Origin of the sequence: Massilia sp. H6 (assembly GCF_024802625.1) — a bacterium.
GTDB lineage: Bacteria > Pseudomonadota > Gammaproteobacteria > Burkholderiales > Burkholderiaceae_D > Telluria.
Genome location: NZ_CP103371.1, coordinates 2,041,200 through 2,065,000, shown reverse-complemented (window position 1 = coordinate 2,065,000; position 23,801 = coordinate 2,041,200). Strand labels below are relative to the sequence as shown.

General features: G+C 63.1%; 25 protein-coding genes. 4 read left to right on the top strand and 21 right to left on the bottom strand.

Annotated elements, in window-relative coordinates:
- Positions 1–71: 71 nt before the first annotated feature.
- Complete coding sequence (locus tag NRS07_RS09260) at positions 72–719, bottom strand: RlmE family RNA methyltransferase (protein WP_259212825.1); 648 nt, start codon at positions 717–719, stop codon at positions 72–74.
- A gap of 42 nt (positions 720–761) precedes the next feature.
- Between NRS07_RS09260 and yhbY the strand changes: the two genes are divergently transcribed.
- A complete protein-coding gene (yhbY, locus tag NRS07_RS09255; RefSeq protein WP_259212823.1) occupies positions 762–1,232 on the top strand; it encodes a ribosome assembly RNA-binding protein YhbY in 471 nt (156 codons plus the stop codon).
- Positions 1,233–1,263: 31 nt separating this feature from the next.
- Here yhbY and NRS07_RS09250 read toward each other — a convergent pair whose 3' ends face one another.
- The 6 genes from NRS07_RS09250 to NRS07_RS09225 all read right to left on the bottom strand — a co-directional run bounded on the left by NRS07_RS09250 (position 1,264) and on the right by NRS07_RS09225 (position 8,439).
- Positions 1,264–1,728 carry a DUF4149 domain-containing protein gene (locus NRS07_RS09250; protein ID WP_259212821.1) on the bottom strand — a complete coding sequence of 155 codons (465 nt, stop codon included), beginning with the start codon at positions 1,726–1,728 and terminating at the stop codon, positions 1,264–1,266.
- A 26-nt stretch (positions 1,729–1,754) separates the two neighbouring features.
- On the bottom strand, positions 1,755–2,234 hold the full coding sequence (gene greA, locus NRS07_RS09245) for a transcription elongation factor GreA (RefSeq protein WP_259212818.1): 480 nt from the start codon (positions 2,232–2,234) through the stop codon (positions 1,755–1,757).
- 127 nt (positions 2,235–2,361) lie between these two features.
- Positions 2,362–5,592, bottom strand: coding sequence for a carbamoyl-phosphate synthase large subunit (gene carB / locus NRS07_RS09240; RefSeq protein ID WP_259212817.1), 3,231 nt, complete (start codon positions 5,590–5,592; stop codon positions 2,362–2,364).
- Positions 5,585–6,772, bottom strand: a complete 1,188-nt coding sequence (gene carA, locus NRS07_RS09235; RefSeq protein WP_259212810.1) for a glutamine-hydrolyzing carbamoyl-phosphate synthase small subunit — start codon at positions 6,770–6,772, stop codon at positions 5,585–5,587. Before carA ends, carB begins: the two co-directional genes overlap by 8 nt.
- A gap of 307 nt (positions 6,773–7,079) precedes the next feature.
- A complete protein-coding gene (locus tag NRS07_RS09230) occupies positions 7,080–7,490 on the bottom strand; it encodes a heme-binding protein (protein WP_259212805.1) in 411 nt (136 codons plus the stop codon).
- Positions 7,491–7,521: 31 nt separating this feature from the next.
- The gene (locus NRS07_RS09225; protein ID WP_259212804.1) at positions 7,522–8,439 is read right to left on the bottom strand and encodes a patatin-like phospholipase family protein; all 918 of its coding nucleotides are present in this window, start codon (positions 8,437–8,439) and stop codon (positions 7,522–7,524) included.
- A gap of 154 nt (positions 8,440–8,593) precedes the next feature.
- Here NRS07_RS09225 and NRS07_RS09220 point away from each other — a divergent pair, with 154 nt between their 5' ends.
- Positions 8,594–8,854: a hypothetical protein gene (locus tag NRS07_RS09220; protein ID WP_259212800.1), complete on the top strand. Its 261-nt coding sequence runs from the start codon at positions 8,594–8,596 to the stop codon at positions 8,852–8,854.
- Here NRS07_RS09220 and phoR read toward each other — a convergent pair.
- The 10 genes from phoR to alr form a co-directional block, all read right to left on the bottom strand.
- Positions 8,851–10,143, bottom strand: coding sequence for a phosphate regulon sensor histidine kinase PhoR (gene phoR, locus NRS07_RS09215; protein WP_259212799.1), 1,293 nt, complete (start codon positions 10,141–10,143; stop codon positions 8,851–8,853). The genes NRS07_RS09220 and phoR overlap by 4 nt on opposite strands.
- Positions 10,144–10,165: 22 nt before the next feature.
- On the bottom strand, positions 10,166–10,852 hold the full coding sequence (locus NRS07_RS09210; RefSeq protein ID WP_259212797.1) for a response regulator: 687 nt from the start codon (positions 10,850–10,852) through the stop codon (positions 10,166–10,168).
- A 1-nt stretch (position 10,853) separates the two neighbouring features.
- Positions 10,854–11,555 carry a phosphate signaling complex protein PhoU gene (gene phoU / locus NRS07_RS09205; RefSeq protein WP_259212795.1) on the bottom strand — a complete coding sequence of 234 codons (702 nt, stop codon included), beginning with the start codon at positions 11,553–11,555 and terminating at the stop codon, positions 10,854–10,856.
- Between the two features lie 57 nt (positions 11,556–11,612).
- Positions 11,613–12,407 (bottom strand): phosphate ABC transporter ATP-binding protein PstB, encoded by a 795-nt coding sequence (pstB, locus tag NRS07_RS09200; RefSeq protein WP_259212792.1) that lies wholly within the window; start codon positions 12,405–12,407, stop codon positions 11,613–11,615.
- A gap of 19 nt (positions 12,408–12,426) precedes the next feature.
- Positions 12,427–13,287, bottom strand: coding sequence for a phosphate ABC transporter permease PstA (gene pstA / locus NRS07_RS09195; protein WP_259212789.1), 861 nt, complete (start codon positions 13,285–13,287; stop codon positions 12,427–12,429).
- Entirely contained in the window at positions 13,287–14,219 is a 933-nt protein-coding gene (pstC, locus tag NRS07_RS09190; protein WP_373889871.1) for a phosphate ABC transporter permease subunit PstC, read from the bottom strand. Before pstC ends, pstA begins: the two co-directional genes overlap by 1 nt.
- 163 nt (positions 14,220–14,382) lie before the next feature.
- On the bottom strand, positions 14,383–15,420 hold the full coding sequence (gene pstS / locus NRS07_RS09185; RefSeq protein ID WP_259212786.1) for a phosphate ABC transporter substrate-binding protein PstS: 1,038 nt from the start codon (positions 15,418–15,420) through the stop codon (positions 14,383–14,385).
- Between the two features lie 515 nt (positions 15,421–15,935).
- Complete coding sequence (locus tag NRS07_RS09180; protein WP_259212783.1) at positions 15,936–16,253, bottom strand: PilZ domain-containing protein; 318 nt, start codon at positions 16,251–16,253, stop codon at positions 15,936–15,938.
- A gap of 62 nt (positions 16,254–16,315) precedes the next feature.
- Positions 16,316–17,692 (bottom strand): DNA repair protein RadA, encoded by a 1,377-nt coding sequence (radA, locus tag NRS07_RS09175; protein WP_259212777.1) that lies wholly within the window; start codon positions 17,690–17,692, stop codon positions 16,316–16,318.
- Positions 17,685–18,791, bottom strand: a complete 1,107-nt coding sequence (gene alr / locus NRS07_RS09170; protein ID WP_259212776.1) for an alanine racemase — start codon at positions 18,789–18,791, stop codon at positions 17,685–17,687. The genes radA and alr overlap by 8 nt, the downstream gene beginning before the upstream one ends.
- Positions 18,792–18,960: 169 nt before the next feature.
- Here alr and lplT point away from each other — a divergent pair, with 169 nt between their 5' ends.
- Positions 18,961–20,223 carry a lysophospholipid transporter LplT gene (gene lplT, locus NRS07_RS09165; protein WP_259212770.1) on the top strand — a complete coding sequence of 421 codons (1,263 nt, stop codon included), beginning with the start codon at positions 18,961–18,963 and terminating at the stop codon, positions 20,221–20,223.
- A gap of 39 nt (positions 20,224–20,262) precedes the next feature.
- Here the strand turns inward: lplT and NRS07_RS09160 are convergent, their stop codons facing one another.
- From NRS07_RS09160 to tsaB, 4 genes are read right to left on the bottom strand one after another with little or no spacing between them, the layout of a single operon-like run.
- Positions 20,263–21,234 carry a DUF1853 family protein gene (locus tag NRS07_RS09160; RefSeq protein WP_259212766.1) on the bottom strand — a complete coding sequence of 324 codons (972 nt, stop codon included), beginning with the start codon at positions 21,232–21,234 and terminating at the stop codon, positions 20,263–20,265.
- Entirely contained in the window at positions 21,218–22,063 is an 846-nt protein-coding gene (locus tag NRS07_RS09155; protein WP_259212765.1) for a uracil-DNA glycosylase, read from the bottom strand. Before NRS07_RS09155 ends, NRS07_RS09160 begins: the two co-directional genes overlap by 17 nt.
- Positions 22,060–22,551 carry a ribosomal protein S18-alanine N-acetyltransferase gene (rimI, locus tag NRS07_RS09150; protein ID WP_259212763.1) on the bottom strand — a complete coding sequence of 164 codons (492 nt, stop codon included), beginning with the start codon at positions 22,549–22,551 and terminating at the stop codon, positions 22,060–22,062. Before rimI ends, NRS07_RS09155 begins: the two co-directional genes overlap by 4 nt.
- Positions 22,548–23,258: a tRNA (adenosine(37)-N6)-threonylcarbamoyltransferase complex dimerization subunit type 1 TsaB gene (tsaB, locus tag NRS07_RS09145; RefSeq protein ID WP_259212761.1), complete on the bottom strand. Its 711-nt coding sequence runs from the start codon at positions 23,256–23,258 to the stop codon at positions 22,548–22,550. Before tsaB ends, rimI begins: the two co-directional genes overlap by 4 nt.
- 91 nt (positions 23,259–23,349) lie before the next feature.
- Here tsaB and NRS07_RS09140 point away from each other — a divergent pair, with 91 nt between their 5' ends.
- A complete protein-coding gene (locus tag NRS07_RS09140) occupies positions 23,350–23,775 on the top strand; it encodes a thioredoxin family protein (protein WP_259212757.1) in 426 nt (141 codons plus the stop codon).
- Positions 23,776–23,801: the final 26 nt, after the last annotated feature.

Here is a 23,801-nt window from a genome sequence, read left to right as displayed (position 1 = left end):
CAACCTCACGCGGCAGATGTGCGGTTGCTACGCCGAATATCAAGGGTCAAAACGGCGTCATGCGTCGATTTTTACGCCGCAGGGTTCTTCAGACCCCGCCCGAGCAAGAAAATTTCCGACGATTTGTCGCGGCTGGCCTTGGGCTTGACCTGCTTGACCGTCTTGAACTCCTGCTTGAATTGTTCCAGTATCTGGGTGAACCCCATATCCTTGAAGCATTTCACCAGTAATCCGCCGGTCGGTTTCAAATGATGTTGAGAAAACTCCAGTGCCAGGTCGATCAAATGTTCCATTCGCGCCGCATCGGCGGTCGGAATGCCTGACAGGTTGGGCGCCATGTCGGACAGCACCAGGTCGACTTGCCGGCCATGCAACACAACTGCCAGCTGGTCCAGCACTTCTTCTTCGCGAAAATCGCCCTGGATGAATAGTACGTCGGCGATCGGCTCCATCGGCAGCATGTCGAGCCCGATGATGGTGCCATGGATGCCGCCGCCATCCTTGCCGGCCAGCTTACGCCGGGTGTACTGCGCCCAGCTGCCCGGTGTACAGCCGAGGTCGACAATAACCTGCCCCGGCTTGATCAGCTTTTCGCTTTCGTCGATTTCCTTGAGCTTGAACGCGGCACGGGCGCGGTAGCCCTCTTTCTGGGCCAGTTTGACATATGGATCGTTAATATGGTCGTGTAACCAGTTTTGGTTGGATTTGTTCTTGGCCATTCGCGTAGAATACTGCTTTTAAAGGTACATCTAAATATTATTATGCTTAAACTCACCCCGGCCGAGCGCAGCGCACTGCGCGCTGAAGCCCACGGACTGAATCCCGTTGTCATGATTGGCGAATCCGGCCTGACCGAATCCGTCATGAAAGAGGTTGCTGCCAGCCTCGATTCGCACGGCCTGATCAAGGTCCGCGTGTTCGGCGACGACCGCGAAGCCCGTATCGCCATGTACGAGAAGATCTGCACCGAACTCGAATGCGCTCCGGTCCAGCACATCGGCAAGCTGCTGGTGATCTACCGCCCGAAAAAAGAAGTGGTCAAGGAACGTAGCAGCAAATCCGGCAAGGGCATGCGCGAAGTCACCATCGTCAAGGCCAGCGCCAGCGGCACCAAGAAGCCGAGCGTCACCAAGGTCATGATCAAGGGGAACGAGCGCGTCACCGCCGGTGGCAACATCAAGCGCGCCAAGCCGCGCCAGGCCAGCACCAAGAAGAATTCGCTGAACAAGTAATGCAAACCGGGGTGACCCGGTTTTTTTTTGCTCAGCGGCTTTTAAGTACCAGCCAAGCCGCCAGCACGCTCTCGATCACGTGAAACAGTTGCGATACCCCGTGCATGACCGCGAACTGCGTCCAGTACGGCGACGCCTTGAGCCCGCCCTGCCCCGCCAGCTCGCGGATCTGGGCCATGGCCGGCTGCAGGCCGACGAACATCACCAGCGCGCATGCCAGCATCGCCAGCACTAACAAATAAAGGGAGCGACGCCGCGCCGGATCGAGGTCGGATGACATCCGCACCAGCGCCAGCAGCAGCGCGGCGCAGCCGAACGATACCCAGGCCAGGCGCGCCAGCATGACGGCGACGACATCGCCGGCCTGCACGCTGGGCACCGCCGCAAATACTGCCGGCGCCGCAATATAGCCCAGCGCCCACAAGGCGCCCGCCCACAGCACCGCAACCAGCAGGCGCGCACCGGCCAGGCGCGCTGCCAGGGGTGACAGCGCCATGGGTCCGGCTGCGGCGCGAGCACCCATCAGATGTAGCGTACTTCCAGGATTTCGTATTCGCGCGGGCCCGACGGCGCCTGCACTTCGACGACGTCGCCGGCATACTTGCCGATCAGGGCGCGGGCGATCGGCGAGGTGACCGATACCTTGTTCAGTTTCAGGTCGGCTTCATCCATGCCGACGATCTGGTAGGTGACCTTCTGGCCGCTGTCGAGGTCTTCGAGGTCGACGGTGGCGGCAAAGACCACGCGGCCCTCGGCATCAAGGGTGGTCGGGTCGATGACCTGCGCGGCGCTGAGCTTGCTTTCCAGTTCGGCGATGCGGCCTTCCACGAAGGCCTGGCGCTCTTTCGCGGCATCGTATTCGGCATTCTCCGACAGGTCGCCATGCGAGCGCGCCTCGGCGATCGCGTCGATCACGATACGGCGCTCCTTGGTCTTGAGCTGGTGCAGCTCGTCCTTCAGGAGTTGCGCGCCGTATTTGGTCAATGGGACGGTATTGTTCATGTCTGTCTATGGTGTTCGTTTGTCGACGTACCAAGTGAAAACCACAGAGGACGCGCGCCCTAGGGCGCACGAGCTCTGTGGTTTGACGGGGTACTGCTTCCAGCTTACTGCATCGCTGCTTTCACGCCTAGTTTAAGGTGTTATGAAGGCCTTGTAAATCGTACACCTGGAGTTCGTCGATATGACGCATTCCTTCGATCGCCGCTTCCGCGCCCGCGATGGTCGTGTAGGTGACTACGCGCGACTGCAGCGCCGAGGTACGGATGGTGCGCGAATCGGTCACCGCCGAGCGCTTTTCCTCGACCGTGTTGACGACCATGACGATCTCGCGGTTCTTGATCATGTCGACCACGTGCGGGCGCCCTTCCATGACCTTGTTCACGGCGCGCACCGACATGCCGGCGGCCGCGATCACGGCAGCGGTACCCTTGGTCGCCACCAGCGAGAAGCCCAGCGCCACCAGCTCGCGCGCCACGCCGACCGCGCGCGGCTTGTCGGAAGCCTTCACCGACAGGAACACGGCGCCCTTGGTGGGCAGCACGATGCCGGCCGCCAGCTGGGACTTCACGAAGGCTTCGCCGAAGGTCATGCCCACACCCATGACTTCACCGGTCGATTTCATTTCCGGGCCGAGAATGGTATCCACACCCGGGAATTTCACGAACGGGAATACCACTTCCTTGACGCTGTAGAACGGCGGGACGATTTCTTTCGTGATGCCCTGGCTGGCCAGGCTCTGGCCCACCATGCAGCGCGCTGCGATCTTCGCCAGCTGCAGTCCGGTGGCCTTCGACACGAAAGGCACCGTGCGCGAGGCGCGCGGGTTCACTTCCAGGACGAACACCGTATCGACCGTCTTGCCGTCCACTTCCGATTGCTGGATCGCGAACTGCACGTTCATCAGGCCAACCACGTTCAGCGCTTTCGCCATCAACGAAGTCTGGTGCTTGAGTTCCGCGATGGTCTCTTCCGACAGCGAATAAGGCGGCAGCGAGCAGGCGGAGTCGCCCGAGTGCACGCCGGCCTGCTCGATGTGTTCCATCACGCCGCCGATAAAGGTGGCTTCGCCATCCGAGATGCAGTCGACGTCGACTTCGATGGCGTCGTTCAGGAAGCGGTCGAGCAGCACCGGCGAATCGTGCGACACCTTGACCGCTTCGCGCATGTAGCGCTCGAGGTCACGCTGCTCGTGCACGATTTCCATCGCGCGGCCGCCCAGCACATAAGATGGGCGCACCACCAGCGGGTAGCCGATTTCCTGGGCCAATTCGAGTGCCTGGCTCTCCGTACGCGCAGTGCGGTTCGGCGGCTGGCGCAGGCCAAGTTTTTGCAGCAGTTGCTGGAAGCGCTCGCGGTCTTCGGCAGCATCGATCATGTCCGGCGAGGTGCCAATGATCGGCACGCCGTTGGCTTCCAGGTCGAGCGCGAGCTTGAGTGGAGTCTGACCGCCGTACTGCACAATCACGCCCACCGGCTTTTCCAGGTCGACGATTTCCAGCACGTCTTCCAGTGTCAGCGACTCGAAGTAAAGGCGATCCGAGGTATCGTAGTCGGTCGATACGGTCTCTGGATTGCAGTTGACCATGATGGTCTCGTAGCCGTCTTCGCGCATCGCGAGCGCTGCGTGCACGCAGCAATAGTCGAACTCGATACCCTGGCCGATACGGTTCGGGCCACCGCCCAGCACCATGATCTTCTTCTTGTCGGTCGGCCTGGCCTCGCACTCTTCGTCGTAGGTGGAATACATGTAGGCGGTGTCGGTCGAAAACTCGGCCGCGCAGGTATCGACCCGCTTGTACACCGGGCGGATGCCCAGCGCATGGCGCTGCTTGCGCACCTCTTCCGGCGTGGTCTGCATCAGGAAGGCCAGGCGACGGTCGGAGAAGCCCTTCTGTTTCAGCTTGTAGAAGGTCGGCTTGTCGAGGCTATCGAGCTTCTGGTGATCGAGCCACAGTTCGATGTCGACGATTTCCTTGATCTGCACCAAGAACCACGGGTCGATCTTGGTCAGGTTGTGCACCTCGTCGAGCGTGAAGCCCTGGGCAAAGGCGTCGCCCACGTACCAGATGCGGTCAGGACCAGGCTCGCCGAGTTCTTCTTCGATCTTCTCGCGGTCGCGGGTCTTTTCGTTCAGGCCATCCACACCCACTTCCAGGCCGCGCAAGGCCTTCTGGAACGATTCCTGGAAGGTGCGGCCCATCGCCATTACCTCGCCCACCGATTTCATCTGCGTGGTCAGGTGCTTGTCGGCGGTCGGGAATTTTTCGAAGGTAAAGCGCGGAATCTTGACGACGACATAGTCGATCGACGGCTCGAACGACGCCGGGGTGGCGCCGCCGGTGATCTCGTTGCGCAGCTCGTCCAGAGTGAAACCGACAGCCAGCTTGGCCGCCACTTTTGCGATCGGGAAGCCGGTGGCCTTCGATGCCAGCGCCGATGAACGCGACACGCGCGGATTCATCTCGATGACGATCATGCGGCCGTCCTGCGGATTGATCGCGAACTGCACGTTCGAGCCGCCGGTATCGACGCCGATCTCGCGCAGCACGTCGATCGAGGCGTTACGCATGATCTGGTATTCCTTGTCGGTCAGCGTCTGTGCCGGCGCGACCGTGATCGAGTCGCCAGTGTGCACGCCCATCGGGTCCAGGTTTTCGATCGAGCAGATGATGATGCAGTTGTCGTTCTTGTCGCGAACCACCTCCATCTCGTACTCTTTCCAGCCAAGCAGAGATTCTTCGATCAGGAGCTCGTTGGTTGGCGACGCTTCCAGGCCGCGCTTGCAGATCGCCTCGAATTCTTCTTCGTTGTAGGCGATGCCGCCGCCGCTGCCGCCCATCGTGAACGATGGACGGATAATGGTCGGAAAGCCCATTTCGCGCTGCACGACCCATGCCTCTTCCATCGAATGCGCCACGCCCGAACGTGCCGAACCCAGGCCGATCTTGGTCATCGCATCCTTGAACTTGGAGCGGTCCTCGGCCTTGTCGATGGCTTCTGGCGTGGCGCCGATCAGCTCCACGTTGTACTTCTCCAGCACGCCATTGTGGTGCAGGTCGAGTGCGCAGTTCAGCGCGGTCTGGCCGCCCATGGTCGGCAGGATCGCGTCCGGACGCTCCTTGGCGATGATGGTCTCGACCACCTTCCAGGTAATCGGCTCGATGTAGGTGACGTCCGCGGTTTCCGGGTCGGTCATGATGGTCGCCGGGTTCGAGTTGACCAGGATCACCTTGTAACCCTCTTCGCGCAGGGCCTTGCAGGCCTGGGCGCCCGAATAGTCGAATTCGACCGCCTGGCCGATGACGATCGGACCAGCCCCGATGATCAGGATGCTTTTGATATCACTACGCTTAGGCATTCATTTCTCCAGCTTGTTCTTTTTTTTCCGCCGCTTGCATCAGTGCGATGAAGCGGTCAAACAGGTAGGCGACGTCGGTCGGGCCGGGCGAGGCTTCCGGGTGGCCCTGGAAGCAGAAGGCCGGCTTATCGATGCGCTCGAAGCCCTGCAGCGAACCGTCGAACAGCGACACGTGGGTGACGCGGCAATTGGCCGGCAGGGTCTCGGGATCGACCGCGAAACCGTGGTTCTGCGAGGTAATGAGCACCTTTTTCGTATCCAGGTCCTGCACCGGGTGGTTGGCGCCGTGGTGGCCGAACTTCATCTTCATGGTCTTGGCGCCGGAGGCCAGCGCCATGATCTGGTGCCCGAGGCAGATACCGAAGGTCGGGATCCCTTTTTCGATCAGCTCGGCACTGGCCTTGATCGCGTAATCGCACGGTTCCGGATCGCCCGGACCGTTGGCCAGGAAGATCCCGTCCGGGTTCAGGGCCAGCGCATCGGCCGCAGTGGCCTGCGCCGGCAGCACGGTGACCTTGCAGCCGCGCTCGGCGAGCATGCGCAGGATGTTGCGCTTGACGCCATAGTCAAAGGCGACCACGTGGTATTGCGGGTTCTCCTGCTTGCCGTAACCCTCGCCCAGTTTCCACTCCGTTTCAGTGAAAACATAGGATTCGCTCACCGACACCACCTTGGCCAGGTCCATGCCTGTCAGGCCCGGGAACGAACGCGCCAGTTCCAGCGCCTGTGCCTCGAGCGGCTGGTTGCCCTGAATGCCAGTAAGGATGGCGCCGCCCTGGGCGCCCTTCTCGCGCAGGATACGGGTCAGCTTGCGGGTATCGATACCCGCGATCGCGACCACGTTCTCGGCCTTCAGGTAGTCCGCAAGCGACATGGTCGAGCGGAAGTTCGATGCCAGCAGCGGCAGATCACGAATGATCAGACCGGCAGCGTGAACCTTGGAGGCCTCGACGTCGGCCGGATTGACGCCGTAGTTACCGATGTGCGGGTAGGTCAGCGTAACGATCTGACGTGAATAACTGGGATCGGTGAGGATTTCCTGATAGCCGGTCATCGAGGTATTGAACACCACCTCGCCGGTCGTATGGCCGGCAGCGCCAATGGAATGTCCTCTGAAAATCGTTCCGTCTGCGAGGGCCAGGATGGCCGGGACGGCTGGGCCAGAAAAAAATGGCGGCAAGGGTAACTCCCAATAAAGTTACCGTAGCTGCGCCACGTCAGACCGACATCCAAAGTGCCCGGGCAAACTAGTGCGCGCCAGGAATGGATATCAAGTTGAATGAGGGATGATGGGTAGGCGCTACGGCTGATGTGTGAATGGCTAAACTTCCAAATTATAGCGCAAAAGCGCCCTATTCGGCAATGCAGCAATTCTATAGAAGTGCCGCCATTTTTGCTGAAACATACGGGAAGTCGGCGCGGAAACACCCGCATGCTGGCGCCAGGCAGGCGCCCTCGGGCCTGCCGCCCCAGCCAACCCAGCCAACTCAGCCGTCGGTCAAGGCGGCGATACCGGCCCTGGCGATTTGCACGTCCTCGGTCGACTTCACACCCGAGACGCCGACCGCACCAATGACGTGGCCATCGACCACCACGGGTACGCCGCCTTCAAGCATGCCTTCGATGGCCGGCGCCGACAGGAACGAGGTGCGGCCGTTGTTGATCAGGTCTTCGTACACTTTCGATTCGCGGCGGCCCAGTGCCGCCGTTTTCGCCTTGGCTGGCGCGATATGCGACGACACCGGCGCGGCGCCATCAAGGCGTTGGAACCAGAGCTGGTGGCCGCCATCGTCGACAATGGCAATGGACACCGCCCAGTTGTTGCGTACTGCTTCGGCTTCAGCCGCCACAGCGATTTTCTTGACGTCCTCGAGCGTAAGGTAAGGCTTCGATTGCATAGCGGTTCCCGTAAAAGTTGATTGATGCGCCTCAGCGCGCTTGTTGCCTGGCTTTCAGCTTTGCCTTGATCTGTGGCATCACGGCGGCGGCAGCCTGCTCGCCGGCGAGGATGGCCAGGTTGCGGTTGCCAAAGTCGCTGCTACCCATGTTGCCCAGCGCCGGGGTAATGACGACGTCGGCTTCTTTCAGTTCGAAATGATTCAGGCGCTGGCCCATGATACTGAAGGTCTGCATCAGCACGTCAAGCGAACTGGCCGTGGCCGCACCCTCGGTTGCGCTGGAGATGTTCACGGCGATGATGAAATCTGCGCCCATTTCCTTGACGAACTTTACCGGCACCGGCGCCACCAGGCCGCCGTCGACATAGGAGTTGGCGCCGATCTTCACCGGCTGGAACACGCTCGGGACGCTGGAAGACGCGCGCACCGCCATGCCGGTATTGCCTTTATTAAACAGGATCGGCTGGCCACTGCGCAAATCGGTGGCGACCGCGCCAAAGCGAATCTTCAGGCGTTCCATTGGCTGGTTGTTGACCGCCTTGTTGACATAAGTTTGCAGCGCTTCTCCCTTGAGTAGGCCCGTCGACTTGCCGAACAGCGGCATGGCCCAGTCGGAAATCGTGGCCTCGTCCATCGCCATGGCCGTCTTCTGCAACGCAAATCCGTTCAGGCCGGAAGCGTACAGGGCGCCCACCACCGAACCGGCACTGGTGCCCACGATAATCTCGGGCACGATGCCCTGCGCTTCGAGCGCCTTGATCACACCGATATGGGCAAAGCCGCGTGCGGCGCCGCCCCCCAGGGCTAGTCCGATGCGGACCTTGCGCACCGGCGCGGGTGGTGTCGCTTTCTGGGCAAGGGGCGCGACCGGAGGCGGGGGTGGGGTGCTGCCGCAGGCGGACAGGAACAACGCGGTACAGGCAATGAGGGAGCTACGGCGAGAGAGCATGGAAGAAGCCAAAGAGAACGAGCCATGATTGTACCCCGACTCTTTCCCCAATTGCCCAGTACGCTGGAACCGGTCTCGCTGTTTGCGCCAGCGCTTGTTGGACAGAAAGGTTTGTCGATAGCATAGCGCTTCGATCGGCGACTCGGAGGCCCGCATGACCAGTACCTGCACCGCAGCAGACCCGCTTCCTGCTGCGCTGACGCTCGTCAGCCTTGCGCACCAGGCAGCGGCCCTGGCCCATCCGGCCTGGGCCGACATGGCCCGGCAAGCTAGCCCTGCCCTTCAGCTCGCCTGGATGGTCGAGCAGGGCTTGCTGAGCTACGACGAGCTGGACGATTTGCAGACCCTTGACGAGCAACCGTCCGAGCGCGACCGGATCGTTGCCGAGGTGTTTGCCGTGTTGGGATGGCGTTAGCCCGGCAATGAGGTGTTCGGCAATACCGCGGCAAAAGTGCTGCCCTGCCCCGGCACCGAACTGATCACCAGGCGCCCGCCGTGGCGCAGCAGCACATGCTTGACAATCGCCAGCCCCAGCCCGGTGCCCTGGGTGTCGCGCGAGCGGCTCTTGTCGACCCGGTAGAAGCGCTCGGTCAGGCGGGGAATGTGGATCGGATCGATGCCGATGCCGCTATCGGTGACCGAGAAGCGCAAGTCGTTGGCACCGCGCTGCCAGGCCAGGCAGATCGCGCCGCCCTGGGGCGAATAGCGCACCGCGTTCGAGGCCAGGTTGGCGAAGGCGCTGCGCAGTTCTTCCTGGCTGCCCATCACGTCCGGCCCATCGATCTGCACGTCGATGCGGTGGCGCCCGCCCGACAAGGCGGTCGCTTCCTGCGCCACCGATTCCACCAGCGCCCGCACGTCGACCCGCTCGCGCCGGAACGGAAACTCGTCCGACTCAAGACGCGACAGGGTCAGCATGTCGCCGATCAGCCGCTGCATGCGCTGCGCCTGTTCGGTCATCAAGGCCAGGTGCGAAGTACGCGTGGCCACGTCCAGGCCGGGGTCGGACATTGCGATTTCCAGGAAACCAACGATCACCGTCAGCGGCGTGCGCAGTTCGTGCGACGCATTGGCGATAAAGTCGCGCCGCATCGCTTCGATGCGCTCGGTATCGGTGGCGTCGTGGGTCACCAGGATCTGGCGCCGGTTCTCGAACGGGATGATGCGGCATTCGAGCTTGCGGCCGCGGAACGACAGGGTCAACGGCTGCTCGTAGCGACCCAGGATGACGTAGTCGATGAACTCGGGATGGCGTACCAGGTTGGTCACGCGCAGGCCCTTGTCGCGCGCCATGGTCAGACCAAGGTGGCGCTCGGCCGCCTCGTTGCACCATTCCAGGAACAACACGTCGTCCATGATGGCCACGCCTTCCGGCAGCAGCTGCATCGCTTCGCGAAAGCGCGCCAGCCATTCGGCCATCTCGGCCTGGTGGCGTTCGTCCTCGCGCCGCAGGCGGTACAGGCGCGCGAACACGTCGGTCCAGGCGCCCCAGCCGTCCGGCAGGCGGCTGCTGTGCGGATTGTTCAGCCACTCTCCCAGTTCGTTCAGGTAGCGCAGCTGGACGAAGAGCGCCACGACCACGGCTGCCAGCGCCAGCGCGAGCGCCTGCACCAGATCGGCCAGCCACCAGACCACCAGCGCCGCCAGGAACACCAGGGACAGGCGCAGCACGGCCGGCACCCAGAACAGCAATTTTGGATTCATCGAGCGCATTGTTAGCAGTGAGTCACTTCTCGGACAGCATGTAGCCGACGCTGCGCACCGTGCGGATCAGGCCATCGGCGCCCTTGAGCGCCTTGCGCAGCCGCAGCACGTGCACGTCGACCGTGCGCTCCTCGATCACGGCGTGGTCGCCCCATACCTTGTCGAGCAATTGGGCGCGCGAGAACACCCGTTCGCGGTGCGCCATCAGGAATTTGAGCAGCTTGTATTCGGCATTACCGATGTCGACCGGTGCGTCTTCGACCGTCACCGTGCAGCTGCCCGGATCGAGCACCACGGCGCCGGCGCGCAGCGGCGCCTCGGCCAGGTGCGGACTCTTACGGCGCAACAGGGCGCGTGACCTGGCCAGCAGCTCGCGCGGCGAGAACGGCTTGGTGATGTAGTCGTCGGCGCCCGAGTTCAGGCCGGCGAGCTTGTCTTCTTCCATGCTCTTGGCGGTCAGCATGATCACCGGAATGTCCTGGAAGTCGCGGTCGCCACGCAGGCGTGCCAGCAGGCGCAGGCCGCTCTGGTCGGGCAGCATCCAGTCCAGCAGCAGCAGGTCGGGCTTGCCGTGGGTGATGCTGTCCCAGGCGGCGCTAGAGGTATCGGCGGTGCCGATCTCCCAGCCCGCCTCGCGCAGTGAATACTTCACCAGCTCGACAATCGCCGGCTCGTCTTCCACCACCAGCACGCGCGTATTGTCGGCCATATCAGGTCGCTGGCTGCTCGATCGCCATCGGCTTGCTGTGGCGAATGTCGCGGCCCTCGACCACATAGATCACGTATTCGGCGATGTTCTTGGCATGGTCGCCAATGCGTTCGATCGCCTTGGCCACCCACAGCGTGTCGAGCGCCGACGAAATGGTGCGCGGGTCTTCCATCATGAAGGTAATCAAATTGCGCAGAATCGTGCGGAATTCGTGGTCGATGCTTTCGTCGGCCGCGATCAGCTCGAGCGCCTGCTTGCCGTCCAGGCGCGCGAACGCATCGAGCGCATCATGCAGCAGCTCGCCCGTGGCTTTCGCGATCGAACGGACCATGTCGTAATGCGCAAAATTGATGTTGCCGCGCTCGAACAGACTTTTGGACGTACGCGCAATTTTGGATGCTTCGTCGCCGATGCGTTCGAGGTCGGTAATGACCTTGATGCTGGCCATGACGGTACGCAGGTCGTTCGCGGTCGGCTGGCGCCGCACGATCAGGTGGCTGCAGGCATCGTCGAGCTGCACCTCGAGCTGGTTGACGGCCTGGTCTTCGGCCATCACGCGCTCGGCACGCTCCGGATCACCTGCGCGGAAGCACTCCATCGCCGATTCGAACTGTGTTTCCACCATGCCGCCCATCAGCAAGACCTTGGAACGAATCGCTTCGAGTTCCTGGTCGTACTGTTTCGATGAGTGTTCGCCTGTCATACTGCTCTCCTGTGCTGGGACCTTGGCCCTGTTAGTCTTGTGGATTCGACGGACACATCAGCCAAAACGACCGGTGATGTAATCCTGGGTTTCTTTGCGCGCGGGATTCATGAAAAGCTGGTCGGTTTCGCCGAACTCGACCAGCTCGCCAAGATACATGTAGGCGGTATAGTCGGAGCAACGCGCGGCCTGCTGCATGTTGTGGGTGACGATGGTGATCGTGTAGTCTTTCTTGAGCTCGCTGATCAGTTCCTCGATCTTCGCGGTCGAGATCGGGTCCAGCGCCGAAGTCGGCTCGTCGAGCAGCAATACGTCCGGCTTGACCGCGACGCCGCGCGCGATGCACAGGCGCTGCTGTTGGCCGCCCGACAGCGACAGGCCGCTCTTGCTGAGCTTATCCTTGGCTTCTTCCCACAGGGCCGCCTTCTTCAGCGCCCATTCCACCCGCTCGTCCATCTCACCCTTGGACAGGTTTTCGTACAGGCGCACGCCGAAGGCGATATTGTCGTAGATGGACATCGGGAATGGCGTCGGCTTCTGGAACACCATGCCGATCTTGGCGCGCAGCATGTTGACATCGACGCCAGGCTCCAGGATATTGCGGCCGCGGTAGATGATCGAGCCTTCGGCGCGCTGGCCAGGATACAGATCGTACATGCGGTTCAGGGTGCGCAGCAGCGTCGACTTGCCGCAGCCGGATGGGCCGATGAAGGCCGTCACCCGCTTCGCATGGATATCGAGATTGACGTTGTTCAGGCTCTGCGTCTTACCGTAGAAGAAGTTCAGGCCTGAGATTTCGATCGTCTTGCCCTGGTCAGCGGCAGGCGCCGGGTTTGGCATAGTTTGGGTCATCACTTTTATCTAAATAAAATTAACGCGGAGTCTTCTGGCGGAACAGGGTCCGCGACAGAATATTGAGCATCAGCACAGTGAAAGTTACCAGCAAGGCACCGGCCCATGCCAGCGAACGCCAGTCGTCATACGGGCTCATGGCAAACTGGAAAATCACCACCGGCAGGTTGGCCAGCGGCGCATTCATGTCGCTGCTGAAGAACTGGTTGTTCAGCGCCGTGAACAGCAGCGGCGCGGTCTCGCCCGAAATGCGTGCCAGCGCCAGCAGTACGCCGGTGACGACGCCAGCCTTGACTGCGCGCAGGCGCACCAGGGTCGCGACCTTCCAGCGCGGCGCGCCGAGGGCGAAGGCCGCTTCGAGCAAGCTGTTCGGCACCAGGCGCAGCATGTTGTCCGTGGTACGCACCACGACCGGCACTGCGATCAGGGATAGCGCAATGCTGCCGGCATAACCAGAAAAATGCTGAACTTTAGCGACATAGATCGCGTAGACGAACAGGCCGATCACGATCGACGGTGCCGACAGCATGATGTCGGTGACGAAGCGGGTAACAGAAGCGAACTTGCTTTCCTGGCCGTATTCGGCCAGGTAGATGCCGGCCAGGATGCCGATCGGGGTGCTCACCAGCGTCGACAGGCCAACCATCATCAGGCTGCCCCAGATGGCGTTGCGCAGGCCACCGCCTTCGCTGCCCGGCGCCGGCGTATCGGCCGTGAACAATAGCGGCGACAGTCCGCCGAAGCCCTTGATCAGGAGCGTGACCAGGATCCAGGCCAGGAAGGCCAGGCCAATGCCCATCGCGAAGATGGACAGGGCGATGCCAATGCGATGCGCCAGCAGCCGTTTGCGGTAGACCGGGTTGGTCGCGACAGTTTTCATTATTTGGTCCCTTCGTTGCGGGCCATTCCCGCCAGCATCAGTTTGGCCGCCGACAACACGATAAAGGTGATGGCGAACAGGATCAGGGCGAGCGCGAACAGCGAAGACACGTGCAGCGGCGTCGCGGCTTCCGCGAATTCGTTTGCCAGGGTCGAGGAAATCGAATTACCTGCCGAAAACAACGAAGCCGACAGGTCGTGGGCGTTACCGATCACGAACGTGACCGCCATGGTCTCGCCCAGGGCGCGCCCGAGGCCAAGCATCACCCCACCGACCACGCCGTTGCGGGTATACGGCAGCACCACCTTGCGCACCACTTCCCACTTGGTGCAACCAAGGCCATAAGCAGACTCTTTCAATACGGTCGGCACCACTTCAAAGACGTCGCGCATGACCGAGGCAATGAATGGAATGATCATGATCGCCAGGATCAGGCCAGCGGTCAGAATGCCGATGCCCATGATCGGGCCCTGGAACAGCAAGCCGAAGACCGGCAGATGGCCGATAGTTTCCTTGAGCAGCGGCTGGACATGGTCGGCAAACAAGGGCGCAAACACGAACAGGCCCCACATGCCGTAGATAATCGACGGCACGCCGGCCAGCAGCTCGACCGCGGTTCCCATCGGGCGCCGCAGCCAGGCCGGGCAAATCTCGGTGAGGAACAGGGCAATGCCGAAGCTGATCGGGAAAGCCACCGCCAGCGCAATGATCGACGTCGCCAGGGTGCCCCAGATCGCGATCATGGCGCCGAACTGGTCGTTCACGGGATCCCATTCGATGCGCGTGATGAAGCCCGGGCCGAATTCGCGGAAGGCCGGCGCAGCGCCATAGATCAGCGACACAATGATGCCCACCAGCACCAGCAGCACGGACGCGGCGAATAACAGGGTGACCTTGTGGAAGACGAAGTCTTGCATGCGCTGGTTACGCATGGTCTTGCGCAGAGCGGCGGAGTAGAAGCCGTCGACATCGCCTGACTGGGCGGCAGTATCAGGCAGGGTGGCGGAATTGTGTGCGCTCATAACTTTTTATCAATCTTACTGGCGAACGAAAGGGCCGGAACGTTCCGGCCCCCTTACTTGCCGTGGAGGAAAATTACCAGATCGCCTTGCCGGCTGCGTCCTTCAGGTTGGCGCGCCACGCCCCCTCCACCAACTTGGTCACGGCGTCCGGCATCGGCACATAGTCGAGCGCGGCGGCGGCGGCATCGCCATTCTTGTAGGCCCAGTCGAAGAACTTCAGTACTTCTTTGCCTTTTGCCGCGTCAGCCTGCGTCTTGTGCATCAGGATATAGGAAGCGCCGGTAATCGGCCAGCTTGCCTTGCCTGCCTGGTTGGTCAGCACGATGGCATAACCAGGCGTGCTTTTCCAGTTGGCGCCTGCGGCGGCAGCCATGAAGGCCTCGTCGGCTGGTTGCAAGAAGACGCCGTCGCGGTTCTGCAGCTGGGTGTGCTGCATGCGGTTCTTCTTGGCGTAGGCCCACTCGACGTAGCCAATCGATCCCTTGATGCGCTGGACGTTGGCAGCGACGCCCTCGTTGCCCTTGCCGCCCACACCCACGGCCCATTTCACCGCGGTGCCGGCGCCGACCTTGGCTTTCCAGTCGGGGCTGACCTGCGACAGGAAGTCGGTCCACAAGAAGGTGGTACCCGAGCTGTCGGCACGGCGCACGACGGTGATGTCGTCGCCCGGCAGCTTGATGCCCGGGTTGAGCGCTGCGATCTGGGGCGCATTCCACTTGGTGATCTTGCCCATGTAGATATCGGCCAGCACGGCCCCGGTCAGCTTGAGCTGGCCAGGGGCGAAGCCTGCCAGGTTCACGATCGGCACCACGCCGCCGATGATCGCCGGGAACTGGAACAGGCCAGCCGCGTCGAGCTCCTTGGCCGGCAACGGCATGTCCGAGGCACCGAAATCGACGGTCCTGGCCTTGATCTGCTTGATGCCAGCTCCCGAGCCCACCGATTGGTAGTTCAAGCCATTGCCAGACGCCGCCTTGTACATCTCGGCCCATTTTGCATAGATCGGGTACGGGAAGGTCGCGCCGGCGCCGGTGATGTTGGCGGCGTGGGCGTTCGCTGCGAAGGTCGAGGCAGCGATGGCGACGGAGATGATCAGGTGCTTCATGCGCATGATGGTTCCTTGTGAAAGAGGACTGGGACGGATCCCGTTCAACGACAATACGAAGTCTAGCGCACGATTATGACAAGTTCGTGACAGCTGTAATAATCGGGAAAAAACGCGGCGCCGCGGCAGTATCTTGGCGCAATTTTCGCGATCGGCGCACGCGATTGGACACTGGCATTGGTGCGCTGGGAGCGGCCCCAGCCGACAGGAAAATAATCCGGTGGCGCCCCACCCGTCCGCCTTGTAAATACATCGCCTTCTGCTAACCTGAAGACAGGCTCTTGACAAGGAGGAGGCGCTGAAAGGCGTCGAAATATATGTTCAGTCTCATGGTGTTTGGTATTCTCAGCGGGTTAGCCGGACTCGTGGCCTTTGAAATCTACCAGGAAGTCAAAGGCAGCAAACGAAGCCTGAGCGATCACTATCACGGATAGTGTGGATCCGGTTACCGGATCAATGTCTTGCGACGACACAGCGGCGAGGCCCCATGGGCGCTCGCCGTTTTGCATCGCGCCGGCCCACTAACGCAAATAGCGCGCCACAACCTTCATCGCCGCCAGTTCCAGGTTCATGAACTGGAAACCGGTCTTGTATTCGCCACTACTGAAAATGCAGTACAGCGCCCTGGCTTGTACGCTGACCGGCACCAGCTTGCCGTCGACCAGCAGGTCGAAGCTGATCTGGCCGGTCTGGCCGTTGGTCAGTGGATCGGGCAGGTTGATGCTGATGCCATTGGCACCAAGGTCGTTGGTACGACCACTCATGGGAGCGGCCCCCTCCATGACGACCCGTGCTCGGGTGCGTAGCAGTTTGCGTTCAGACTTTCTTTGTTCTGTCACGTTGTACCAATTTTAGTGAAGTGAGGTGAGGTGAGGTGAATCCGAGGGTGACGCGGCCCGGATTAGTCGAGCTCGCGCAGCTTGGTGAAAGCCTCGTCGATCCGTTCGACGGCAACGATGGTCATCCCTTCGATTTTTTGCTTGGGCACGTTGGCTTTCGGGATCATTGCAATCGAAAAGCCGAGCTTGGCCGCCTCTTTCAAGCGCTCCTGGCCGCGCGGCGCGGGGCGAATCTCGCCAGCCAGGCCGACTTCGCCGAACACCACCAGGCCACGTGGCAAAGGTTTGTTGCGCATCGAGGAGTTAATCGCCAGTAGCACGGCCAGGTCGGCCGCCGGTTCAGCGATCTTGACGCCGCCGACCGCATTGATGAATACATCCTGGTCAAACGCAGCGATGCCCGCATGCCGGTGCAGCACTGCCAGCAGCATCGCCAGCCGATTCTGTTCCAGGCCGACCGACAGCCGGCGCGCATTGGGCAGGTGGCTGGCGTCGACCAGCGCCTGGATCTCGACCAGCAGCGGGCGCGTGCCCTCCTGGGTCACCATCACGCACGATCCCGGCACCTGGCTGTCGTGCTGCGACAAAAACAGTGCCGATGGATTCGAAACGCCCTTCAGGCCCTTTTCGGTCATCGCGAACACGCCCAGCTCATTGACGGCGCCAAAGCGGTTCTTGATGGCCCGCACCAGACGGAAGCTCGACTGGGTATCGCCCTCGAAATACAGGACCGTGTCGACGATGTGCTCGAGCACCCGCGGACCGGCCAGCGCGCCCTCTTTCGTCACGTGGCCGACCAGGATGATGGTCACACCGGTCTGCTTGGCCATGCGGGTGAGCTGGGCCGCGCATTCGCGCACCTGGGCCACCGACCCGGGCGCCGAAGTGAGCGCGTCCGAATACAGGGTCTGGATCGAGTCGATCACCGCCACCTCGGGCTTGAGGTCGGCCAGGGTACCCAGGATTTTTTCCAGCTGAATCTCGGCCTGGAAGTTCAGATCGGACGAATCGACCGCCAGCCGGCGCGCCCGCAGCGCGATCTGGGAGCCCGATTCTTCGCCGCTGACATACAAGGTATTGCGGGTGGCGGCCAGGTTGGCCAGCGCCTGCAGCAGCAAGGTCGACTTGCCGATGCCCGGGTCGCCGCCGATCAGCACCACGCCGCCGGCCACCAGGCCGCCGCCCAGCACGCGGTCGAATTCTTCGATGCCGGTACCGAAACGCGGCACGTCGAGCGCGTCGATATCCTTCAGCGACAGCACGGGCGCGGTCTGGGCCAGGCTCTTGTGCTGGGTCTGCGACATGCGGTTCACGCCGGGCGCCTCCAGCACGCTCTCGACCAGGGTATTCCAGGCCTTGCAGTCCGGGCACTGGCCGGCCCAGCGACTGGTGCTGGCGCCGCATTCGCTGCAGACAAAGGCGGTGCGCGACTTAGCCATCGGAACCCATCGGCCCTTCTTGCACCCGCACCCGTCCGGCGAGGGCGCACATCAGTTCATAGCCGATGGTGCCGGCGCTTTGGGCTACCTCGTCGATTGGCAGGCCATCGCCCCACAGCGTCACCTTGCTGCCGACCCGCGCATTGCGTACCGGCGTGAGGTCAACCGTCATCATGTCCATCGAGACCCGTCCCACCAACGTGGTGCGTACGCCGTCGACCACCACCGGAGTGCCATGGGGGGCGTGGCGCGGGTAGCCATCGGCGTAACCGCAGGCGACCACGCCCACCGTCATCGGTCCGCTGGCCTCGAAACGGCTGCCGTAGCCGACCGTGTCGCCAGCGACTATCTCCTGCATGCCAATGATCTCCGAGCGCAGGGTCATGGTCGGCAGCAGGCCGAAGTCCTGGGCGCTACGCCCGCCCGGGGTGCCGCCATAGAGCATGATGCCAGGCCGCACCCAGTCGTTCGACAAGGAATCGCCCAGGTCGGACTGATGCAGCACGCCGCCGGAATTGGACAGGCTGCGTTCGCCCGGCAGTCCGTCGGCGCCGTGCTGGAAGCGGCGCACCTGGTCGGCGATGGTCAGGCGCGGGTGCTCCAGTTCGTCGGCATTGGCGAAATGGGTCATGTGGGTGATGTTGCGAATACCCGGAATGGCGCGCAGGCGCGCATAGGCCGCCGCATACTCGCCCGGCTGGAAGCCCAGGCGGTTCATTCCGGTATTCATCTTCAGGTGCACGTCGATCGGGCGGTACAACTGGGTGTACTCGAGCATCTTGACCTGCTCGATGCAATGGACCGCGGTATTAATATTGTGCTCGGCCAGCAGCGGCACGTCGGATGCGTCGAAGAACCCTTCCAGCAGCAGCAACGGCTTGATCCAGCCGCTCTCGCGCAGGCGCACCGCGTAGTCGACTTCGATCAGGGCCAGGCCATCGGCAGTGGCAAAGCCGCGCATGGCGCGCTCCAGGCCATGTCCGTAGGCGTTGGCCTTGACCACCGCCCAGATCCTGGCGTACGGCGCGCAACTGCGGGCTTGCGCCAGGTTATGTTGCATCGAGTCGAGATGAATGGTGGCGAAGAGCGGGCGTGGCATCGTCAATACCGGTGTGGGTGCACCGATGATCAAGGGTTGGGAAAACAGCTATTTTACCGGAGCGTGCCGGGACGTGCCGGACCAGACGCCACTAGCAGGGCCGGTTTTCTTTTGGAGCGCAGATCATTCATGGTATAAAGCAACTCGGACCAGCTTTTACTCTTTTAGAATGAACCGTGGGTTTTATACCATCATGGCGGCGCAGTTTTTCTCGTCGCTGGCAGACAATGCGCTCCTGTTTGTTGCGATCAGTCTGCTGACGTCGATGAATGCCCCGGCTTCGCTGACTCCGCTGCTGAAGCTCTCATTCGTGCTCTTCTACGTGCTGCTGGCCGCCTTCGTGGGCGCCTTCGCCGACTCGCTGCCCAAGGGCCGCGTGATGTTCATTGCCAACCTGATCAAGGTGTTCGGCTGCGGCCTGATGTTCGTCTCGGTGCACCCGCTGCTGTCGTACGCCGTGGTCGGGTTCGGCGCCGCCGTTTACTCCCCCGCCAAGTACGGCATCCTGACCGAACTGCTGCCGCCCGAGAAGCTCGTTCCCGCCAATGGCTGGATCGAAGGCTTGACCGTGATGTCGATCATCTTCGGCACCGTACTGGGCGGCACCCTGGTCAGCACGCACGGTAGCGCCTGGCTCCTGGGCTTCGATATGCCAGGCTTCGACACCGGAATCGATACCGGCGCCGAGGCGGCGATGGCGGTCGTGGTGGTCATCTACATCCTCGCCACCTTGTTCAACCTGCGCATTCCCGACACCGGTGCGCGCTACGAGCACCAGGAGCGCAACCCGGCCAAGCTGATCGCCGATTTCGCCAACTGCTCGGCCACGCTGTGGCGCGACAAGCTCGGCCAGATCTCGCTGGCGGTGACCACGCTGTTCTGGGGTGCCGGCGCGACCTTGCAATTCATCGTGCTGAAATGGGCCGAGCGCTCGCTGCACATGCCGCTCGACAAGGCGACCAATCTGATTGGCGTGGTGGCGATCGGCGTGGCGCTGGGCGCGATCATGGCCGCGCGCATGATTCCGCTGCGCAAATCGCTTACCGTGATCCCGCTCGGGATCATCATGGGCCTGGTCGTATGCAGCATGGTGTTCGTGACTTCGGTTACCTATGCCTATCCGCTGTTGATCCTGATCGGCTTCCTGTCCGGTTTCTTCGTGGTGCCGATGAACGCCCTGCTCCAGCACCGCGGCCACGTCCTGATGAGCGCCGGCCACTCGATCGCAGTCCAGAACTTCAATGAAAACCTGTCGATCCTGACCATGCTGGCCTTGTACGCAGTGATGATCACGCTGAACCTCGACCTCGACATCATCGTCATCATGTTCGGGCTGTCGGTGGCCGGCATCATGTATTTCATCGGACGCAAGCATGCGGCGAACCAGCGCGAGCACGATTCGCTCGCGCTGATCGGCGAGCACAAGCATTGATCCTGGAGCCTGGGCGGGTCTCGCGCCCAGGCGTTCGACTCAGGTCTGCTGCAACGCGCGGCTAACTGCCGCGCGTGCGCGCCAGTCGTTCGGCACGATGAACCCGCGCTCGATTTCCTCGACCGCGCCAGGCAACTGGCGCACCACGGCCACCAGAACCGGCGCAGGATTGGTCTCGAACTGCGCCTGCAGCTGTGCGCGTAGCTGCGCGCCATTGCGCACCGGCTCGGCCGAACTGGCGCGTAGCGGCGCCAGCCATTGCAATTTCGGCAGCACTACGAAGGCCGCCCCGGCCAGCGCCTCGACCTCGTCGAGCGCGCACCAGAAGCCGCGGCAATGACTGGCGGCGATGCCGCTCATCTGCGGCCAGCTGCCGGACGGATAGAATAGCCAGCCCTTCACCAGCGCCCGCGCCAGTCCCACCGGGCGCGGCAGCAGCTCCCTGGCGGCGGGATGCTGGCCCAGGCCAAGCTGGCGTTCGAACACCTTGCGCATCTTCGCGCCCAGGCTATCGGCCAGGTTCGGGCCAACCAGGGCAGTTAGTTGCCGCTCTTCGGGGTGAGCAGAACCGCCTGGCGCGTCCAGCAGGTAGAACTTGGTGGCGAACTCGATGTGCTCGAGCGCGTCCGGCCCGTGTTCCAGCAAGAAGTCGAATTCGCCGATGGTATCGTTGCGATTGGCGCGTACCTGCAAGCCATGCGCGACCAATCGACCCTGCTGTTCATAGTAAAAAGCCATCAGCTTCTCGGCATACAGGCCGAGTCGGGTGTAGACGCGCGGACCGAGCGCGGCGTCGAGCGCGGCCGGATCGTGGTCGAGGCGCGCCAACCAGGCGGCCACATCAAGGGTAACCGGACCCGTACTGGCGACCCGGCCGGCCCACTGCGGGTGGTCCGGGTCGAGCAAGCCAGGCGCATCGAGCAACCAGGCCAGGGCGCGCACCCGGGCGCGCCGCAGGTGGCCCCAGCGACGGTGAAATCCTTGCTGGTAAGTCTCAGCCGGCGCTGCCATCGGCACCGTCGCTGCCACCAGCGTCGGCGGCTTTTGCCCGGCACAGGTCGGCCCAGGCCAGCGCCTTGTCGGCGCCGCGCTGCAGCAGTTCGCCCGGATGCAGCGTCGCCACCAGCGGCACCGCGCCCAGGCGGTGGACGGCGCCGCGCGACTCAGCCAGTGGTGCTTGCAGCGATTTGCCAAGCAGGCCATTGGCCGCCACCTGACCGAGGGTGAGCACGATGCCGGCGCCGCACAGTGCGCGTTCGCGCTCCAGGAAGGGACGGCAGGCCGCAACCTCGTCGAGGGTCGGCGCGCGGTCGCCGCCATTGCGGTTGGCAGGCCGGCATTTGACCAGGCTGGTGACATAGGCATCGGTTGCGCGTGTCAGGCCGGCGGCAAGCAGCATGTTGTCAAGCAGCTTGCCGGCGTCGCCGCTGAGCGCATGCCCGGCCTGTTCATCGAGCGCACTGGCGGTTCCTGCCGCGACCAGCCAGCGCGCCCTCTCGGAGCCGCTGCCCAGCACCGGCTTGCGGCCTTCGCTGCAGGCGCTGCAATGCCGGCAACTGGCTACCGCCTGCCGCAGGCCGGCCCAGTCGAGCGTGGAAACGTCGACCTGCTGCGGCGCCGGCACTGGCTCTTGCAGCGGCGCCGACCAGGCCCGCTGGGCGACCGGTTCGGCGACCTGGCGCGGCATCGGCGGCGGCGCCAGCGCGGCCGGCGGCGCCGCCGATGCCGCCGATACCGCCGATGCCGCGGCATCGTCCGCCGGCGCAGCAGGCGCAGCGCGCACGCTCCACAGAGGGCCGATGCCCATTTCGGCCAGGAAGGCCGCGTCGCGCCCGCTCATCTGCATTGCTGGTCCCCGGACAGTTCCAGGCGCATCACGATGGCATCCTCGCGCAGCCCTGCATGGGCTGGATAATAGCCCTTGCGGCGGCCGATTTCACGATAGCCATAGCGCTGGTATACCTCAAGCGCGCGCGTGTTCGACGGGCGCACTTCGAGCAGGATAGAGTGCATGCCCTGCTGCCGCGCGCGCGCGCCGATACGGTCGAGCAGCTGGCGTCCCAGTCCCTGATGCTGGCGGCCGCCGGCCACCGCTACATCGAGCAGGTGCGCTTCGTCGAGCGCATACATCAACAGGTAGTAGCCAGCCAACGCACCACCGGGGTCGCGGACGGTCCAGGCATCGTAGCCACTGGCCAGCGAATCGGTGAAATTGGTCCGGCTCCACGGATACGGGAACACGCTGCACTCGAGCGCATGCACCGCGTCGATGTCTGCCGCGGTCATCGGCGCGAACACCAGCGGGCCGCCATGATCCGTGGCTGTCATGTTCCAGCCTTCGCCGCATTGATTATCTGGCGCTCGGCGCTGGTATAGGCGACCTTGTTACGCAGGTAGAGCGGCTGGGCCTGGGCAGCCGGCAAGCCCGAACCTGCCGCCAGGGCCGGCAGCGCCAGCAGCGCCATCTCGCGCGCATGCGGCAGAATGTCGTCCAGCGCTCCCTGGGCAAAGGCCTTGCCGGCAAAGGCGTCGGGATACACCGCGAAGCCATTGCCGCAGGCCGCCAGGCGCGCGCACGGCACCGGCTGGACTGCCTCTGGCGCGCACAGGGCTGGCGCGCTGACCGTGATCCAGCCGTTGCCATCGTGGCGGTACTGGGCCCAATACACTTCGTTCATGCGCGCGTCCAGCACCGCCAGCACCTCGTCGGCACCGGTGCGGGCGCGGCAGGCTTCGGCCATCGCCGCCAGGGTCACCATCGGCACCACTGGCAGGCCAGCGCCAAAGGCCAGGCCCTGGGCCACGCCGCAGGCGGTGCGCACCCCGGTGAACGAGCCGGGACCGGCGCCAAAGGCGACCGCATCGCAGTCGGCCAGCGCGATGCCGGCTTCGCGCAGCAGTTCCTGCACCATCGGCAGGATCGATTGCGAATGGGTGCGCACGCCAGAGGTGGCGCGAGCGATAACGCGATCCCCGGCCAGCAGTGCACAGGACGCGAGCTCGGACGAGGTTTCGATGGCGAGGATGTTGGGCATGCCGGCATTTTACCCGCTCAAGGGCCCGTCGGCCATGGCGGCAGCCTGCGCAAAACCCAAGACAGGGGCAACACGGAGTAGAATCCGGCTCATGCAAAGCCTGACACTGGATTCCGCCAACCGCGCGGCCATCGCCGCCGCCATCGGCGACGACACGCTGACGGTCGCCTGCCTGTGCGCCGCCTGGTGCGGCACCTGCGCATCTTATCGCGCCACGTTCGAGCTGCTCGCCACGCGCCACCCGGACAAGACCTTTATCTGGATCGATATCGAAGACCAGGCCGATGTCGTGGGCGACCTCGATGTCGACAACTTCCCCACCCTGCTGGTACAGCGCGGCGACACGGTGGGCTTTTTCGGCACCATGCTGCCGGACGCCATCGTGGCCGACCGGCTGGTCCAGGTGCAGGCTGGCCAGACGCCCGAAGAAATGGCGCGCTGGGCCGGCTCGAGCGAAGAACGGCGCGCCTGGCAGCGCGACTGTAACCTGCGCGCATTGCTCGGCGGCCTAACCTAGGCCGGTCAAGCGCCCGGAGTTGCGCT